Below are 17,514 nucleotides of genomic sequence, written 5' to 3' on the forward strand. Positions count from 1 at the left end.
ATCCCCAACACAAAACATAATTTTCATTCGACATAATTCGAGCTATCTCGGGTCGTCACAGTGACAAATAATAAAACAACCACTTGCAGCATTGGGCAAGCGGTTGTTTTTGTGATAGTTCAGGTCAGGTATCATTCTATTGATTAGTTTATCATTGGTTGTTCATTTTTTGCAGATCTTGAATATTCTCTGCGCCTCTAATTTCTGCGACATTTTCCATATCAATGATAACCTCTTTTATGTTCGTCCCTTTAAAGTCAATAATCGCACCAGTTTTCTCTGGTTTGATCGTAACCGTTAGGTCTGCGAAGCCTTCTCCGCTAAGTTCCACATATTCTCTGCTCGTAATCGTAACACCTTCTGTAATCTCAACGGTATCGTCAAGATGAACAGAAATGCTTGGCGAAGAAAGGGTTAATTGTTTCGTTTTAAAATCCTTAAGAGTATACGACTTTTCCGCAACCTCATCCTCTTCCTCTACGTCATCAGCAACTGAACTAAACTCATACACGGCAACTGTCCCTGAAACTTCATGTGTAGCGGCAAGCAGACTTTTGCCTGTTGGGCTCACAGCAGCCGGAATGAATTGCAAGCCTTCAGGAGACACATCCCCTTTGACATCAGCCGAGAAATCGCGGCTTGAAAGCAGCGTGACAAATTCAGGTTTTGCCGGATTTGTCAGGTCATAGACCATAATCGCACTCGTCCGTTCTAATGCGATAAACGCATAAGTTTTTCCATCAATCATACCTGTTACAACTGTTTCCGGTTCGGGTCCTTTTGAAGAACTTCGTTTGTCATATGCTAATTCATCATTATTTGTATTAAAATGTTCTGGCAAAGCCTCCGCAACAACTCTCTCAAACTCACTGCCGCTGTCATAGACAAGTTCCATCGTCTCAGCATCAAAAATGGAGAAACTGCGTCCGCCGTATGAGTAAAGAGCCTCGTATTTTCCTGTAGCTTCGTTAAATCCATTTTCCTTCGTGATGTTTGTCTTTGCCATCTCCTCCAAAAGACCATCTGCCACAAGCTGATCTAGCTCTTCCTGTGTATAGCCTTCATAAAAATCAGCATTTAACTGGATTTGATCCGCAATGTCCCCTATGCTAGCTTCTTCGGAGTAAGCGTCATAATCACGGGCGTCCCCTTCATTCGGTGTGACAATATAAGTTTTTCCGCCAACGGTAAAAGTATCAATCGCATCAGGCATATAAAAACCAAGAAGCGGAAGCTTTTCAATTTTCGTCTGACCATCTCTCTTACCATCCAATTCATTTCCGGCAGCAGAATGATCCTTCACGCCAAGGCCTTTCACATCAACAATAGAGTCATTTTCAAGATTGATCGTCGCGATTGCATTGTTCTCTTGCATAGACACATAAGCACGTTTACTATCTTCGGAAACTGTGATAAATTCCGGCTCTAGCTGTGCCAGGGTATCACCTTTTGAGCTGACTCTCACTTTTTCATCAAGAGAAACCCCTTCAAACGATAAAGTTTTAACAGCCTTCGTTTCGACATCAATAATGGAAACCGACCCACTCGGATCAACACTATAATCATCACTTGGTTCGCCTTCATTCGCCACAAGTATTTTCTTTCCATCATGGGTGAAGGTTACCATATCGGGCAGAGAGCCAACCTGAATACTATCCACCAACTCTCCCTCTTTTGTTAAAAGAACAATATAGCCCGGGTCCGTTTTTGGATTGCTGACAACCGAGAGTGCTACGAGATCTTTCGTTGGGCTTACTGCAACACTAGTAATATCATCCACATTCTCAATCTCTAAATCTTGTAACGATACATGTTTCTTCGATTTAATAGCTTTAAATTCTCCCGATTTCAGCGCATCAAACGAAAGAATATCCATCCCTGATTTCGCACCATTTGTAACAAAAGCTAAATTAGAGTCTGCATCATAAGCTAGAATTTCCGTTCCGCCTTCTCCTGCACCACTATCATATTGGGCAATTTGCGTAACTTTTAGCTTATCCTCTTTATATTGAAAAAATGGCGGCTGCTGAGCTGCTGCATTGGCTAGGTCCACTTGGACTAAAACCGGATCATGATCACTCGCACGACCGGCCATATCGGTAAAATCTGCATTAATATGAAGAATATCCACTTCAGTCGACTGTGCTAGATTATTAGATATCAAAATATGATCCAATACTTGCGAGTTTCCTTGATATAAATACGTATAACGATCAGACTTCTCAACCTCGTTAATCATGTTGGTCATATGCTCCCCTTCATGAATTTTTAATGACTCGGAGAATTGGAAATCATTAAAATCACCAAGAGAAACGATGTTAGCATCCGGATCTTTTGTTTTAATATCATCGATAAAACCAGCAACAATTTCAGCTATCTTATGACGCTGTTCTTCACTACCATAAACAGGAGGCTGCGTGGATCCAAACAATGGCGTGTCACCTGACTTCGAATTCCAATGATTCGCAATCACGACAACACTTTCACCTTGGAAATCAAACTGTGCAGCTAACGGCTTCCGGCTGTTATCAAACGCTTCATTCGTTGGATCGATTCGGCCAGGATTCAATGTTAATTTTCCATCTTCATAACCAACAGCTGTCGTTGCGTCACCAGCCGGGATATCCTCTGTTAAAGAAACCCGCTCAGGATTATATAAAAATCCAACGCGAATATTGGCATTTGGCGCACCGCCATCCTCGTTATTGACAGGGTCGATATTCACGTATTCATATTTCACACCGCCAGCCTTTTCAATTTCAGATATTAACCTTTCGTAACTTTCATTCGCTGCCGAATCGCCTTGATCTTGCCCATTATTATCCTGAACCTCGGTCACCCCGATAATATCTGGACTCTGCATATCTTTAACGAAGGCTCTTGCTAACTTTTGCGCTTTATCATCTGAAGTTTCTGATGTATTATTTGAAAAATTCTCCAGGTTATATGAAGCGATCGTTAATTTCCCATCCTCTTTTACAATCGTGGTCGTCTCAGGTACTGCTTCACCAACGGTATGAGCCTTCTCCATCGTCTCTAATGGAACGTTGATTTTATAATTCTGGAAAGAGTAGCCGACAACCCCTGTGATTGGACCAGAAAAAGAATCACCCGTCGCCACTTCGAAGTCACGCGCAGGTCCATTCGGTTCCATGCGGAATTGAATGCGGTCTGGGTTCGCATTATCCTCTTCTAGTAAAACTCCGCCATTCACCGTATCCGTTTCTCTATTTTCCAGCACGGTAATCAAATCCCCATGCTCCTGAGGCGCAACAGCCTTCACATTGCCAACTTCAACACGCATGCCCTCTAAGCTTTCCCAAAAATCAACCGCATCTTCTTCTGGATCAAACTCAGTCAAGGCATCATTATCAATCACACTTGCTGTTAGACTGTTCTCGTCAATTAAAATTGGCTTAGGCAGTTCAACATCTTCTTCAACTACCTCTACCTTTCCACCTTGATCATCTCGCACATTAATTTGCGTAAGCTTTAGATCTGTTTGCTGACGATCACTAAATCCATCGATCGCGTATTCGTCCACTTCACCCGTAACAGCCACTAAATCACCTACATTAACCGGCCAAGCATTTCTCCCGCTGTACAAAATGATCCCTTCCGATGTATTCGGGTTATCATCCGCCCACTCGTCAGGTGTCTGAATATGATAATAAGTGGAGCCGTTTAGCTCAAAGGTATAAGTCACAACTCCTTGCAGGTCCTCGACAAATTGACCATCAAATGGAGAATGATGCCCGTCTCCTTGAATATCGTGGATATGCAGTTCATCAATAATCTCATATTGGAAGGTTTCTACCTCACCTTCACGACCATCATCTGTGATCACCTTGGCTTTTACCGTTGTGTCTTCTGTAATCGTAAACGGTTCATTATAAATCAAACTTGAATCACTAGTAGGCTCACTTCCATCAAGTGTATAATAAATGACCGCGTTCGCAGTACTAGTGCTCAGCTTAACGGTTGTACTTCCAACAAACGTGCCGCTTCCTGGGCTGGCCAGAACAGGCTGAATAACTGAGCTGTCGACCACAATGTCTTCTCGAGAACGAGGAATGATTTGATAATCATCATCGAACTGCTGCACAATTCCAGTAATAGATTCATAGCTATTGCCAACACTTAAGCCCAAATCATTATTTTCATCACGAACGATAAACTCATTCTCACCATCACTTGCGGTAAAATTGGCCCAAGAACCGCCGTCCTGCACATCGATCAATTCAATATTTTTTACAGTAACCAGCTTTGACTCATTATCCTCGGCAACTTCTGCACCTGTTACATCCAATGGACTTGGTGCGCCAACATTCTCCGTTTTTTCCACCACTGTGGCACCATCTAACTGCAGCAACCCACGGTAGTCCGCCAGCGTACCTGTTAGGACGACTTCATCTCCAACAGAGATATTCAAACTAGTTGGACGAACGGCAATTCCACCAGTCTCATCCTGAACGGAAAACGTGTTTTTCAGATCAGCCGCGACAACACCTTTAATGGTGACGGTTTCTCCTGGTGCTTTCGTTCGTGCATCAGCGATAGTAATGACTTCGGCTGGTGCTTCCTCTTCATCCGGCGGAGATACCGGACCTGCCTCACCAAGAGAATGAGTTCCTAAATTGGAAGAGTCATCCTTAGGGAGTGCCGTCCATCCCACAGCAGGATCAAATTGATCATCAATAACGGTATCACCGGTGAGAACATCACTGTTTCGAACGTATGTAACATCCTTTAAATTTTCAACTCTTGATCCCACTTGCCCAATTGAATCAATGACTTCACCTGACTTTTTTAAAACAATCGGGTCATCCCCGTTAAAATTAATAACAGATGAGTTCTCTAGGTCTCCTTTGCTTTTAATATCATCATTGGCATCACTATGATACAATACATACGTCTCGCCATTTTTCAAAGTTCCTGTTAACTCAACGGTTTGAGAAGCTGTTGAAGCCCCGTTGGAATAAAGTTCAAGTGTGTACACACTTAAATCAATATCAGAACCTGTCCCATTATAAAGCTCAATTGCTTTGTTAAAGCTTGAACCTTCAATATACTCAGAAATAATTAAGTCCGTCGCAGTACCTGCTGCCGCTGCCGGCGATGCTGCTGGCACAACAATGCTTGACACTAAACTAGCCGCAAGAAATGCATTTAGTGGTTTATTTAACTTCCCTTTGCTCATATCGTTAAAGTCTCCTTTTTTTATAGGATTGGTTACTTAAAGAATCGTTTCCCCGTCCACTTCAATTCCTTCAAAGTTAATGGTGCTTCCTTCAAGCTCGGAAACATTTAAACTGCCTTCTACTTTAATATTGGTAAAAGTAAAGCTTTCAGATGGCGTCCCTTTCAGAATTAAGTTCCCTTTAATAACGGCATGACTCAGTTGTGTTACTCCGGTGATATCTACCACAGCGTTTCCTTCTATCGTTTTCGGTTCTTCAGCAGTGCCCCCGAAATCATCTGGATTTACTGCAATATCAACAATACGCCCCTCAACTACTGGATTAACAGTCTTTAAGTTTTTAAGATGCTCCGCAAAGTTGCCCCAATCAGAAAGACCCAAATCTGTTACACGGCCTTCTTCATATGCTTTTTTAAAAACGGTATAACCATCTCCACCTTTTGCGGTAAAAGCATTTGTGGCAATCGTGTAGACTACATCCTCTTGGATTGGAGAGTAGCTGCCATCTTCATTTTTATAAGAAATAGATAGTACTCGATCACCGGCAGCATTCGAAGAATTGTATTCTACTTTTGCACCTGAGACATGTAAAAAGCCGCCGTTTTCAGCCGGATATTTACTTAAGCTAATTTCAAATGCTTCTTTGATTTCTGCTCCTGTCAATTCCATGGTGGCCAGCGTATTTCCGAACGGCAGGACTGTAATGACTTCCCCTGTCGTAATTTCTCCTTGGTCTATCGCTGCACGAATACCGCCGCCATTTTGAAGGGCCATGATGACATCAGCGTTGTACTCCTTCGCCTTTGCGAGCATTCCATCTGTAATCACGTTCCCTAATGGTGTTTCATTTTTCCGAACGCTAGGCTTTGAATTATCGCCACCTGTGCGGGGATTTTCTAACGCTTGTAAAGCTGTTGCACCAATAGGTTGACTCTTCAATTCTTCTATTTTTGAAGAATACTTTTCTAGTACTTTTGCCGCTTTGCGATCATCTGCTTGCTCCCCAATAGAAATCAGTTGACCAGCTTGTCCAATCACCTTTCCGTTCTTGTCGAACTGTACATCAATCGTCCCTAGATACTCATGGTATTGGTAAGCTTGCACGATCACAGTTGGGTCCTTCGCCACACCGGTTTCATCTTCTTTTATCACGACTGGTTCTTCCAATTTTGTATGACTGTGCCCGCCAACAATCACATCAATTCCGTCAACATGCTTAGCAAGCTCCTGATCATTGTCGATGACAGGATTGTCGTCATAGCCAATATGGGTAACAGCCACAATTTTATTAACACCCATGCCTTCAAATGCTTGAACAGCTTTTTCCGCTTCCGCAAGATAATCTTCGAAAGTTACTTCCCCAGGACTTGAAATAGCTTGAGTTTCAGCCGTCGTTAATCCGAAGAATCCTACCTTTTCACCGTCAATTTCTTTCACCATTCCACTGTAAATCTTGCCTTTTTTCGGTTTGCTTGATATGAGGTCATTAAATAATCCTTTTAGGTTCTCATCTTTTGAAAAATCAACATTTGCGCTGACAAATGGGAATTTTGCACCTCTTATAAAATCCGCTAATGCTTTATGGCCTTCCACACTCGAACCTAAATCAAATTCATGATTTCCAAAAGTCATCACGTCATAACCCATCAGGTTCATAAACTCAAGATCTGCCTGTCCTTGAAATTCATTAAAATAGAGAGTTCCAGAAAACACATCCCCCGCACTGATAAGCTGTGCATTTGGTCTCTCTGCACGAACCTCTTTCACAGCAGTCACCACTTTTGCGATGTTATCTAAATTGGCATGCGTGTCGTTCGTGTGCATTAATGACAAAGTATATTGCGTATCATCACCAGGGTCCTGCCCGCAGCTGTTGCCGTTATTTCCGTTGTTGCCATTGTTCCCGTTGTTCCCGTTGTTGCCATTGTTGCCATTGTTACCGTTGTTGCCATTGTTGCCATTGTTGCCGTTGTTGCCATTGTTGCCGTTGTTGCCGTTGTTGCCGTTGTTGCCGTTGTTGCCGTTGTTGCCGTTGTTGCCGTTGTTGCCGTTGTTGCCGTTGTTGCCGTTGTTGCCGTTGTTGCCGTTGTTGCCGTTGTTGCCGTTGTTGCCGTTGTTGCCGTTGTTGCCGTTGTTGCCGTTGTTGCCGTTGTTGCCGTTGTTGCCGTTGTTGCCGTTGTTGCCGTTGTTGCCGTTGTTGCCGTTGTTGCCGTTGTTGCCGTTGTTGCCGTTGTTGCCGTTGTTGCCGTTGTTGCCGTTGTTGCCGTTGTTGCCGTTGTTGCCGTTGTTGCCGTTGTTGCCGTTGTTGCCGTTGTTGCCGTTGTTGCCGTTGTTGCCGTTGTTGCCGTTGTTGCCGTTGTTGCCGTTGTTGCCGTTGTTGCCGTTGTTGCCGTTGTTGCCGTTGTTGCCGTTGTTGCCGTTGTTGCCGTTGTTGCCGTTGTTGCCGTTGTTGCCGTTGTTGCCGTTGTTGCCGTTGTTGCCGTTGTTGCCGTTGTTGCCGTTGTTGCCGTTGTTGCCGTTGTTGCCGTTGTTGCCGTTGTTGCCGTTGTTGCCGTTGTTGCCGTTGTTGCCGTTGTTGCCGTTGTTGCCGTTGTTGCCGTTGTTGCCGTTGTTGCCGTTGTTGCCGTTGTTGCCGTTGTTGCCGTTGTTGCCGTTGTTGCCGTTGTTGCCGTTGTTGCCGTTGTTGCCGTTGTTGCCGTTGTTGCCGTTGTTGCCGTTGTTGCCGTTGTTGCCGTTGTTGCCGTTGTTGCCGTTGTTGCCGTTGTTGCCGTTGTTGCCGTTGTTGCCGTTGTTGCCGTTGTTGCCGTTGTTGCCGTTGTTGCCGTTGTTGCCGTTGTTGCCGTTGTTGCCGTTGTTGCCGTTGTTGCCGTTGTTGCCGTTGTTGCCGTTGTTGCCGTTGTTGCCGTTGTTGCCGTTGTTGCCGTTGTTGCCGTTGTTGCCGTTGTTGCCGTTGTTGCCGTTGTTGCCGTTGTTGCCGTTGTTGCCGTTGTTGCCGTTGTTGCCGTTGTTGCCGTTGTTGCCGTTGTTGCCGTTGTTGCCGTTGTTGCCGTTGTTGCCGTTGTTGCCGTTGTTGCCGTTGTTGCCGTTGTTGCCGTTGTTGCCGTTGTTGCCGTTGTTGCCGTTGTTGCCGTTGTTGCCGTTGTTGCCGTTGTTGCCGTTGTTGCCGTTGTTGCCGTTGTTGCCGTTGTTGCCGTTGTTGCCGTTGTTGCCGTTGTTGCCGTTGTTGCCGTTGTTGCCGTTGTTGCCGTTGTTGCCGTTGTTGCCGTTGTTGCCGTTGTTGCCGTTGTTGCCGTTGTTGCCGTTGTTGCCGTTGTTGCCGTTGTTGCCGTTGTTGCCGTTGTTGCCGTTGTTGCCGTTGTTGCCGTTGTTGCCGTTGTTGCCGTTGTTGCCGTTGTTGCCGTTGTTGCCGTTGTTGCCGTTGTTGCCGTTGTTGCCGTTGTTGCCGTTGTTGCCGTTGTTGCCGTTGTTGCCGTTGTTGCCGTTGTTGCCGTTGTTGCCGTTGTTGCCGTTGTTGCCGTTGTTGCCGTTGTTGCCGTTGTTGCCGTTGTTGCCGTTGTTGCCGTTGTTGCCGTTGTTGCCGTTGTTGCCGTTGTTGCCGTTGTTGCCGTTGTTGCCGTTGTTGCCGTTGTTGCCGTTGTTGCCGTTGTTGCCGTTGTTGCCGTTGTTGCCGTTGTTGCCGTTGTTGCCGTTGTTGCCGTTGTTGCCGTTGTTGCCGTTGTTGCCGTTGTTGCCGTTGTTGCCGTTGTTGCCGTTGTTGCCGTTGTTGCCGTTGTTGCCGTTGTTGCCGTTGTTGCCGTTGTTGCCGTTGTTGCCGTTGTTGCCGTTGTTGCCGTTGTTGCCGTTGTTGCCGTTGTTGCCGTTGTTGCCGTTGTTGCCGTTGTTGCCGTTGTTGCCGTTGTTGCCGTTGTTGCCGTTGTTGCCGTTGTTGCCGTTGTTGCCGTTGTTGCCGTTGTTGCCGTTGTTGCCGTTGTTGCCGTTGTTGCCGTTGTTGCCGTTGTTGCCGTTGTTGCCGTTGTTGCCGTTGTTGCCGTTGTTGCCGTTGTTGCCATTATTCCCATTGTTGCCGTTGTTGCCGTTGTTGTTCCCGTTATTTCCGTTTTTCCCGTTGTCACAATTGCTTCCATTATTTCCATTGTCACCGTTGTTGGCATTGGATGAAATTTTCTCAGCATCTATAGAAGCTGGAGTTACCCCAGCTACTGCCCCTGCTGCAATGCTTGCAGATAGAACAGTACGAAATAGCTTTTGATTAGATTTATGATAGAGTCCCACGTTAATTCCTCCTCATCTTTCTTCATATAAAATTCAACATGTCGAATCATCTCACCCTAACAATTTATCACCGTTTTTTGAATTTTTTGGTTGTTTAATAAACTCTTAACAAAAGCTTTACGATCACTTTTCAATTAAAAAAGACCCACCACCAAATAGTGATGAGCCAAGAATTCCAACAAAAACCTTGAGTTTCGACAAAATCGGTCAAAACCCAACAAAACCCGGGGCGTCCCTGTGACTACATTAAAGAGGAAATTCTCAATAAACTATTGAATACCCTATAGTAAGGATTTTTTTATATAAAGAAAGGAGTGAAGTTTGTGAGATTTGCAGTGATTACAGATGTGCATGGAAATGCGGCCGCTTTAAAGGCGGTACTTGCTGAGATTGATAGAAGGAAAGATGTTGATCATATTTTTTCACTAGGAGATATGGTTGGGATAGGGCCGGATACGAATGAGGTATTAGAAACTTTGTTTTCGAAGGATAATCTCTCGATGATCACGGGTAACCATGATGAAGCGGTCCTTGCTTTGCATCAGGGACAGGAATACCCTCAACGATATAAATTTATACGTGAGCATCATAGCTGGATTGCTGATCGTATTGATCCTGCATTTGTTTCGCATATCGAAAAAATGCCGCGTACCATCCAAAAGAAAATAAATGGCCATTCTTTGTTTTTTATACATTATCATATTGATCCCCACAAACTAAACAAGCACATCAGCAATGATCCATTCAGCGATATCGTTGATCCTAGTCTTGAGAACATGCAGCAAATTTTTAAGGATCATCAAGATGATCTCATCTGCTTCGGCCATCATCACCCGATCCATTTCTTTCAAGACAGCCGCTCCATTTATTTAAATGCCGGCGCATTAGGCTGCAGCCATGACCCCATTGCAACATACGCCATCGTAACAGTTCACGATAACAAAATTGAGGTTAGCCTTGAAAAAACAACCTATGACAAAGCCGCCTTCCTAGAATCTTTTCACAAATTAAAAGTCCCGGGCAGAGAATTTCTACTAAAAGCCTTTCATGGACATTCCTAACTCAATTAAGCCAACAATATGCTGTTGGCTTAATTCATGAACTCCCATCGTGGAACAATCCTGTGGAACAAGGTTTTCCGACATATTTCGGGTCGTCCCTGCGTCTATCAAGTTCAGCACAATACTCCCCCCTCTTCTCTTCTGCTGTTCCTTGATAAAAGTCGAGAATATAATCAGTATTCATAAAGTCAGGCTGTTCAAAACCGCTGTCTTTAAACAAATAATAGCTGCTCCATGAATACCCAGATGGATGGTTAACCATTCTAGCTTCAACCGGATTTAAGTGGATATACCAGCTAACCGCAAGGATTCCCCTTCTATCATCAACCCGATCACCACGGAAACGTTTCTCAAACACATGACCGGTTAATCCATACCGATTATTATAATAATTCGCATATCGCTTGTTTATCAGGGACATTACTTTTGAAAGAGGAACTTCGGGAGAACGCATGAGTAGATGGAAGTGATTGGTCATCAGACAATACGCGGCAATTTCAAATGGATATTTCTCATAAACTTGCTTAAGGATATGAAAAAATGCTAGAAAATCAGCATCCTCCCAAAAAAGCGGATCACGCCGATTCCCCCGGCTAACAACATGATAAAACCGGTCCGGAATCCATAGTCTTCTCTTATACGGCATAAATTTCCCTACCTTTATATGAATATATTTTCATAACAACATTTCAACATTTCTTGCATATATACTACAGGGAATCACCTCCTTAATAAGGCAGATGGGTACGGAAGAAAGGAAAGGTTAGCAGGCGGCAAAACGAATAGGAAATAAAGTGGCGTGGCAAGATGGAAAGTGAGAGATTGAAGCCATATCACACATTGAAAATTCGACAAATTCTTCATAAATCCTTCTAAATCCACACAAAAAAAAAGAGTCAGTGAATACACACTGAACTCCTCTATCCTTAACTTCCCTTAAACCCCAAATCCCGCACGCACCCACTCCGTGAAACATCCTTGTGAAACAAGATTTTTCGGGTCGTCACAGTGACGTTTGCGGTTCGAGTTTTTTATTTTCGATTATGCTGAGCAGGTAGGAAGCTAGCAGACCGAATAAGAAGGCTATGATGCTTGCGATTGTAATTGCCAGGTTCGAGCTGAATCCTGGATAGATGACGACAATGGACCCCGCTACGAAACCAATCATGACTGCATAGGTAGCAATGCGGTATTTTACAAACAGGAAAGCAATGAGTTTACTCGTTAATAACAGGCCAATCACAACTCCGAAACCAACTGTCATAATCACAGAAATATTCAAAGTAGAAACAGCGTTGATCACGGTAGGATATAGCCCTAATAGTAAAAGAACAAAAGACCCGCTGATCCCCGGCAAAATCATGGCAGAGCTAGCTAACCAGCCGCCAATAAACAAAAATAAATAATCGCTCCAAACAAGTTCACTCATGACGGCAGCCATTTCATTCTCCTTAATCAAAACGGTTATCGCCACTAATACCGCAGCGATTGCAAAAAGGATATAATGATTCGTTTTAAACGTTTTTTTATAATTAACCTCTTTTAAAAGCATAGGGATAATACCAATGATCAACCCAAGGAAAAAGAAAAAAGTTGGTTCCGGATACTCAGCTAGCAGCCATTCCATGATATGACTAAAAGTAAGTACAGCTATGCCAATCCCAATTCCAATAGGAATAAGAAAAGCGATGTGCTTTTTCCAATCCTTGCTTAAGATACCATTTATCGCAGCAACTAATCTTTGATAGATTCCCAATACAAGAGCAATCGTCCCGCCACTCACACCTGGAATGACATCACTAATGCCCATCAACATTCCTTTAAAAACATTTTGCCATTGAAACAATGTATTTGTCTCCTTTACATTCGATTATCAAAAAAATCAACACACAACACGTAACAATACATTAGTATAACATTCTTTCCACTTGCCAAATATAACTTACCATAAATTTTTTACATCTTATAAATAGAAGGTATTATTAGTAGGAAATATTTTAGAGACCGTTCTAGTTCACCGCATGTCCAATAATAAATGAATAAAAACCCCTACTACATAAAAAGGCTCTACAGAGAAACCCCTGCAGAACCTTATTCCAAAGCCTATCTAAAACACATCTATTGAACCCTCGTGAAACATTCCCCGTGAAACAAGATTTTTCGAGTCGTCACAGTGACGGCTTTTAAAGCACCTTTTCGATGGATTCCTGAATTCTTTCTGGTGAGAATGGCTTCACAACGAAGTCTTTGGCTCCTTCTTTGATGGCTTCGAGGACGAGTGCTTGTTGTCCCATGGCGGAGCACATGATGACTTTGGCACTGCTGTTGATTTTTTTGATTTCTTTTAGTGCTTCAATGCCGTTCATTTCTGGCATGGTGATATCCATGGTGACGAGGTCCGGGCGCAATTCCTGGTACTTGCTTACGGAAACATGCCCGTTCTCCGCTTCCCCCACCACTTCATGTCCTAACTTAGTCAAAATATCTTTCAATTGCATCCTCATAAATGCCGCATCATCTGTTATTAAAATTCTTGCCATACATCAGACCTCCATTTACCTCATTCCTTTAAAAGCATCCAACAATAAGTAAATCCCCATTTCTCCAGCTCTTTCGAAGGTAGCTGGAATATGTAATGCCCGCTGAAATCCGGATAACGTGGTATTCCCGCTTAACACCGTGGGTGAAGTAATATCCGTTTTTAATCCATTTTCATAGATTTGCGAAGATAGTCCTCCCGCAATCATATTTCCCAGCTCCCCGCTAAAAGAGGACAGCATCTCATCACCAATTTTCATACCAAACATCACTTCGCCAATGTTCCCAAACACATCCGAATCCCCAGACAGGACAAGCTTCCCTTTCATATCACCCGTCATCCCAATCAGCACGCCATATTGAATATCCAGCGATTGCCCCAAAATGCGGGGGTTATCAATCGCCAGATTCAATGGAACAACATTCTGAATGGCATTCTTTGTTGCAGATACAAGAAGCATTTGCGCACTTTTTTCCATATTAATAGCCAGTTTCACTCACCCCTTTGATCATCTAACGCAGCCACCTGCTTGCTCGTTTCCTCCAGCTTCTCATCCACCTTGCTCGCTTCTTCAATATGCTCAAGGATTAACTCCTTCACTTCCTCAAATAATGTACTCGTATTGCTGATTTCCCTCATAACTTCTTTCGAATAACCTGTTTGCTCCTCAATACTATTAATTACGCCCTTTACCTCAGCTTCAACCTGCCCAATCACCGAAGAAATAAAATCAATTTTACTGGAAGTATTTTTACTTAAATCAATTCCTTCCCGGATTATACTTGTACTAGCCGTCGTTGATTGCATCGTATCTTTAATATCATTTTGGATATTTTGCGTGAGAGTGCTAATCGAGTTCGTGCTGTCGGAAGTGCTTTCCGCGAGCTTGCGGACTTCTTCTGCTACAACCGCAAAGCCCTTGCCGTGCTCCCCGGCCCGCGCCGCTTCAATCGAAGCATTCAGCGCAAGAAGATTCGTCTGATCCGCAATATCCTTAATTACTTTTACAATCATTTCGATTTCCTTCGAACGTTCATTCAAGTTGTTCATCTTATGATAGGTTTCCTCAAGCTTTTTACCAAGACCGGAGATCAGCCCCTCCACTTGATTAACTAAGCTCTTCCCTTCTTCAGATCGGACGACCATATCCTGAGAAGACTGAATTAATGCTTCGCCTTTTTGTAAAAGATCAACAGAATTATCAAACGATTTTTGGCTGATGGTATTCACCTGATCAAAATGATTTTTAATCTGCGCGACCATATCTGCCATCACATGGTGCTGACCATTCACGATTTCATGCTGTTCAATCGTTTTAGCCAAATCTTCACTGAACTTTTCCATAAAAATTTCAAAAAAGGCTTCCTTTTCTTTGCACTCGGAGTAGATTTCATCAAACTTGGCTTGCAAAGCCATTTTTTCCTCTTGTATGGCTGTTAGGCGTTTTTTCGTAGTAAACATCGTTTACCTCCATCTACTTTCTTTATAGAAAGCAGCTTAATATTTAAACTTCGCAATTAAATCTTTCAACTCTTCCGCCATCTTCGACAAGGAGCTGGCTGATGCTGAAATTTCCTCCATTGACGCAAGCTGTTCTTGTGTTGATGCCGCTACTTCCTCCGACGTCGCTGCGTTCCCTCTAGCAATGTCCGCTAATTCATTGGCTGTCGCTGTCACCTCTTGAACAGCCGAAGCAATCTGCTGCGCAGTTGAAGAGACATCCTCCATCTGCGGAGTTATTTCCTTCGTACTTTGTAAAATTTGATCAAACTTCTCTATCGCTTCATTCGAAACTTGAACTCCAACCTGTACATCATCTGCCACGCGCGCCATAATCTGAACGGAGCTCTCTGTATCTTTTTGAATCCGCTTAATGATCTCGTCAATTTCCTTGGCAGACTGCTGAGATTGTTCCGCCAGCTTTCTTACCTCATCTGCTACGACAGCAAAGCCTTTCCCGTGCTCACCAGCTCTTGCCGCTTCAATCGCTGCGTTCAATGAAAGCAGATTCGTTTGATCAGCAATTCCTGTAATCACATCTAAAATCGAACTTACTTCCTTAGAACGGTCATATAACGATTTAATCATCGAATTTGACTCTGACACCGATTCATGAATAGAGTTCATTTGGTTGACCGTTTTTGTAACAGCCTCTCCCCCAACTTCTGCTTGAGCAGTCGTGTGCTGTGAAAGCTCCGCCACTCTCATCGAATTCTCAGCAATCAGCCCGATCCCCTTCGAAATTTCATCTAGTGACTGCGCATTATGGTCAACTCCAGCAGTTTGTTTTTCTGCACTGCCTGCAACTTCTTGAATGGAAACGGATACCTGTTCCGTAGCACTTGCCGTCATTTCTGCACTTGCTGTAAGTTCCTCCGCAGATGCTGCCACTTGATCCGCATTGAAATCCACTTGTTTTACGACTGCCTTCAGACTTTCCTGCATTTCATTAAAAGCGGCCCCAAGCTGTCCAATCACGTCATTAGATTTAACGATAACTCCCTCAGTCAAATTCCCCTGACTGATCGTCAACGCCTTTTCTCGTAGTTCTCGCATTGGCTTGAAGACCGAAATCATAATGATCGTAACAATTCCAGAACCCGCCACTAAAGAAATGATAATAACAAGCAATGTGTTGTTAAAAATAGGCGAAGCCGATTGGTCAATTTCAGAAGTATACATATTTCCGGCTATTTTCCATCCTGTTAATTCATTGGTCACAAAGCTCATCACTTTTTCTTCGCCTTCAAATAGATAATCAAATTCCCCTTTTTCTTGCTGGTACATTTGATCGTAAAACTCTTCAGCAGCTTCACTGCCAGGTTCTTGTGTAGGATGGGCGATGTAATTTTTATTTTTATCTAAAAGAAGGGCGTAACCATTCTCGCCAACTTTCACTTCACTTGTTAGCTCTTGAATATGACTTAAGTAGATATCAACCGCAATAACCCCAGAACCGTCACTGGTTGTTTTAGAAACCGTCACAACCATCCCAGTGGTTCCTGCCGAGGAGTAAGGGTTTGAAATAACCGCTTCACCCTTTTGTTCCATTGCATCTAGATACCAATCTCTCTTTCTAGGATCATAGTTCTCTGGCATTTCAATGTCCGAGGGCTCTTGAATAAACTGCCCTGTTTCTGTACCCACATAGATAGCGTCAACTTCCGGATGCAATTGGATATACTGATCTAACTGACTTTTTAACTCTTGGCTGCCCTCTCCTTGATAAGCTTCCGAGGTCACAGACTCAGCAAGATAGTCAATATCATGGATCTTCGGTTGAATTGTACTATCGATCGTCGAATTTAATAGATTTATATTTTCCCCAATACCCGCGAGTATCTCTTTTTCAACCGCACTTTTTGCCGTTATGTATGCGCCCGTTCCAATCGTAATGGATGGGATAAAAAGGATAATAGCAAACGCTAAGATTAATTTTGTTTTGATGCTTCTAAAGAAGTATTTCATGTTGTCAGTCCCCTTTTAAATAATTTCTGCTTTTCTTAACATCTCCAACGGCATGGGCTTTGAAATATAGTAACCTTGCAGCAAAGGCACCCCCAATTCCTTAGCGGTTATTAAATCTTTTTCTGTTTCGATGCCCTCAAGCACTAGTTGCATTTTTTCATTCGTATACTCTAGAAAAAGAGAAACCAATTGCTGCTTATCCTTCGAATGCGAAAGTCCATTTGATTTTGTATGATCCAGCTTCACAAAGTCTGGGGAGATGGATTCCATTTTTTCAAAAGAAGCCCTTGCCACAGGCAAGTCATCAAATGCAATGTGAAACCCCTGTGACTTTAAAAAGTTGAGCCTTTCATAGAAAAGGATGCTAGACCAAATCTCTTCTTCCGCCACATCCTCGTTTATCTCGAAAACAACACGTCCTCTAATATGTGGAAAGCAGGTCATTAAATTATTGATAAAGTTTTCAAAATGATGATGAACGAGAGTTGACGGCAATAAGTTGATGAAAAGGAAATGATGTCGATAAAGGGTGAAGGGAAATTCCTTTACTGCATTCTTGATACAATTTGTATCCAAGTCATATAAAACCCCATGGCTTCGAGCAAATCGAATTAACGTTAAGGGATTAATTCTCGGTGTCGTACGCATCAAGGCTTCATAAGCAAAGATTTGATCATTGCTAGAATTCATGAGAGGTTGAAATTCACTGTACAGCACTTCCTCTTTCATTAAGTTCAGTAAATCGATTGTAACCACCTAACTTTCCAGTACCTTCCTTTTGGGATAAATATAAGTACTCTTACCTAATTACACCATATAGAATGTACTATAACGAAATAAGCAAAGCCTAAATATGACTTTTATCACACTTTCAAACTTGAAACATGTTTGTCTTAAAAAGCCCAGCACGCACAGCTAAATCTATGGACAAAAAAAGACCATTCTAAAAAACAAGAATAGCCAGATTTTAATAA

Annotated in this window: 10 protein-coding genes; 1 reads left to right on the forward strand and 9 read right to left on the reverse strand. The window is 43.1% G+C overall.

Annotation, left to right across the window (positions count from 1 at the left end; all coding sequences use genetic code 11):
- Window positions 1-151 precede the first annotated feature (151 nt).
- A complete protein-coding gene (locus CZ487_RS23865) occupies window positions 152-5,200 on the reverse strand; it encodes a choice-of-anchor I family protein (RefSeq protein WP_077214864.1) in 5,049 nt (1,682 codons plus the stop codon).
- 36 nt (window positions 5,201-5,236) lie between these two features.
- Window positions 5,237-9,472 carry a bifunctional metallophosphatase/5'-nucleotidase gene (locus CZ487_RS26235; protein ID WP_084783365.1) on the reverse strand — a complete coding sequence of 1,412 codons (4,236 nt, stop codon included), beginning with the start codon at window positions 9,470-9,472 and terminating at the stop codon, window positions 5,237-5,239.
- 323 nt (window positions 9,473-9,795) lie between these two features.
- Here CZ487_RS26235 and CZ487_RS23880 point away from each other — a divergent pair, with 323 nt between their 5' ends.
- Entirely contained in the window at window positions 9,796-10,533 is a 738-nt protein-coding gene (locus tag CZ487_RS23880; RefSeq protein WP_077214865.1) for a metallophosphoesterase family protein, read from the forward strand.
- A 34-nt stretch (window positions 10,534-10,567) separates the two neighbouring features.
- Here the strand turns inward: CZ487_RS23880 and CZ487_RS23885 are convergent, their stop codons facing one another.
- The 7 genes from CZ487_RS23885 to CZ487_RS23915 form a co-directional block, all read right to left on the reverse strand.
- Window positions 10,568-11,179, reverse strand: a complete 612-nt coding sequence (locus tag CZ487_RS23885) for a transposase (protein ID WP_077214866.1) — start codon at window positions 11,177-11,179, stop codon at window positions 10,568-10,570.
- Between the two features lie 357 nt (window positions 11,180-11,536).
- The gene (locus tag CZ487_RS23890) at window positions 11,537-12,379 is read right to left on the reverse strand and encodes a DUF368 domain-containing protein (protein WP_077214867.1); all 843 of its coding nucleotides are present in this window, start codon (window positions 12,377-12,379) and stop codon (window positions 11,537-11,539) included.
- A 337-nt stretch (window positions 12,380-12,716) separates the two neighbouring features.
- The gene (locus tag CZ487_RS23895; RefSeq protein ID WP_077214868.1) at window positions 12,717-13,073 is read right to left on the reverse strand and encodes a response regulator; all 357 of its coding nucleotides are present in this window, start codon (window positions 13,071-13,073) and stop codon (window positions 12,717-12,719) included.
- 15 nt (window positions 13,074-13,088) lie between these two features.
- Window positions 13,089-13,568, reverse strand: a complete 480-nt coding sequence (locus CZ487_RS23900) for a chemotaxis protein CheX (RefSeq protein WP_237562937.1) — start codon at window positions 13,566-13,568, stop codon at window positions 13,089-13,091.
- Window positions 13,565-14,533: a methyl-accepting chemotaxis protein gene (locus CZ487_RS27805; RefSeq protein ID WP_077214869.1), complete on the reverse strand. Its 969-nt coding sequence runs from the start codon at window positions 14,531-14,533 to the stop codon at window positions 13,565-13,567. Before CZ487_RS27805 ends, CZ487_RS23900 begins: the two co-directional genes overlap by 4 nt.
- Before the next feature lie 36 nt (window positions 14,534-14,569).
- Entirely contained in the window at window positions 14,570-16,540 is a 1,971-nt protein-coding gene (locus CZ487_RS28220; RefSeq protein ID WP_077214870.1) for a methyl-accepting chemotaxis protein, read from the reverse strand.
- A gap of 15 nt (window positions 16,541-16,555) precedes the next feature.
- On the reverse strand, window positions 16,556-17,296 hold the full coding sequence (locus CZ487_RS23915) for an EAL domain-containing protein (protein ID WP_139339609.1): 741 nt from the start codon (window positions 17,294-17,296) through the stop codon (window positions 16,556-16,558).
- Between the last annotated feature and the right edge of the window lie 218 nt (window positions 17,297-17,514).

Origin of the sequence: Robertmurraya dakarensis (genome assembly GCF_900156875.1) — a bacterium.
Classification (GTDB): Bacteria; Bacillota; Bacilli; order Bacillales; family Cytobacillaceae; genus Robertmurraya; species Robertmurraya dakarensis.

Bases quoted from the DNA above. Each gene is read 5' to 3' on its own strand.
- CZ487_RS23865 (WP_077214864.1), bottom strand. From the start codon at position 5,200: ATGAGCAAAGGGAAGTTAAATAAACCACTAAATGCATTTCTTGCGGCT.
- CZ487_RS23885 (WP_077214866.1), bottom strand. From the start codon at position 11,179: ATGCCGTATAAGAGAAGACTATGGATTCCGGACCGGTTTTATCATGTT.
- CZ487_RS23895 (WP_077214868.1), bottom strand. From the start codon at position 13,073: ATGGCAAGAATTTTAATAACAGATGATGCGGCATTTATGAGGATGCAA.
- CZ487_RS27805 (WP_077214869.1), bottom strand. From the start codon at position 14,533: ATGTTTACTACGAAAAAACGCCTAACAGCCATACAAGAGGAAAAAATG.
- CZ487_RS28220 (WP_077214870.1), bottom strand. From the start codon at position 16,540: ATGAAATACTTCTTTAGAAGCATCAAAACAAAATTAATCTTAGCGTTT.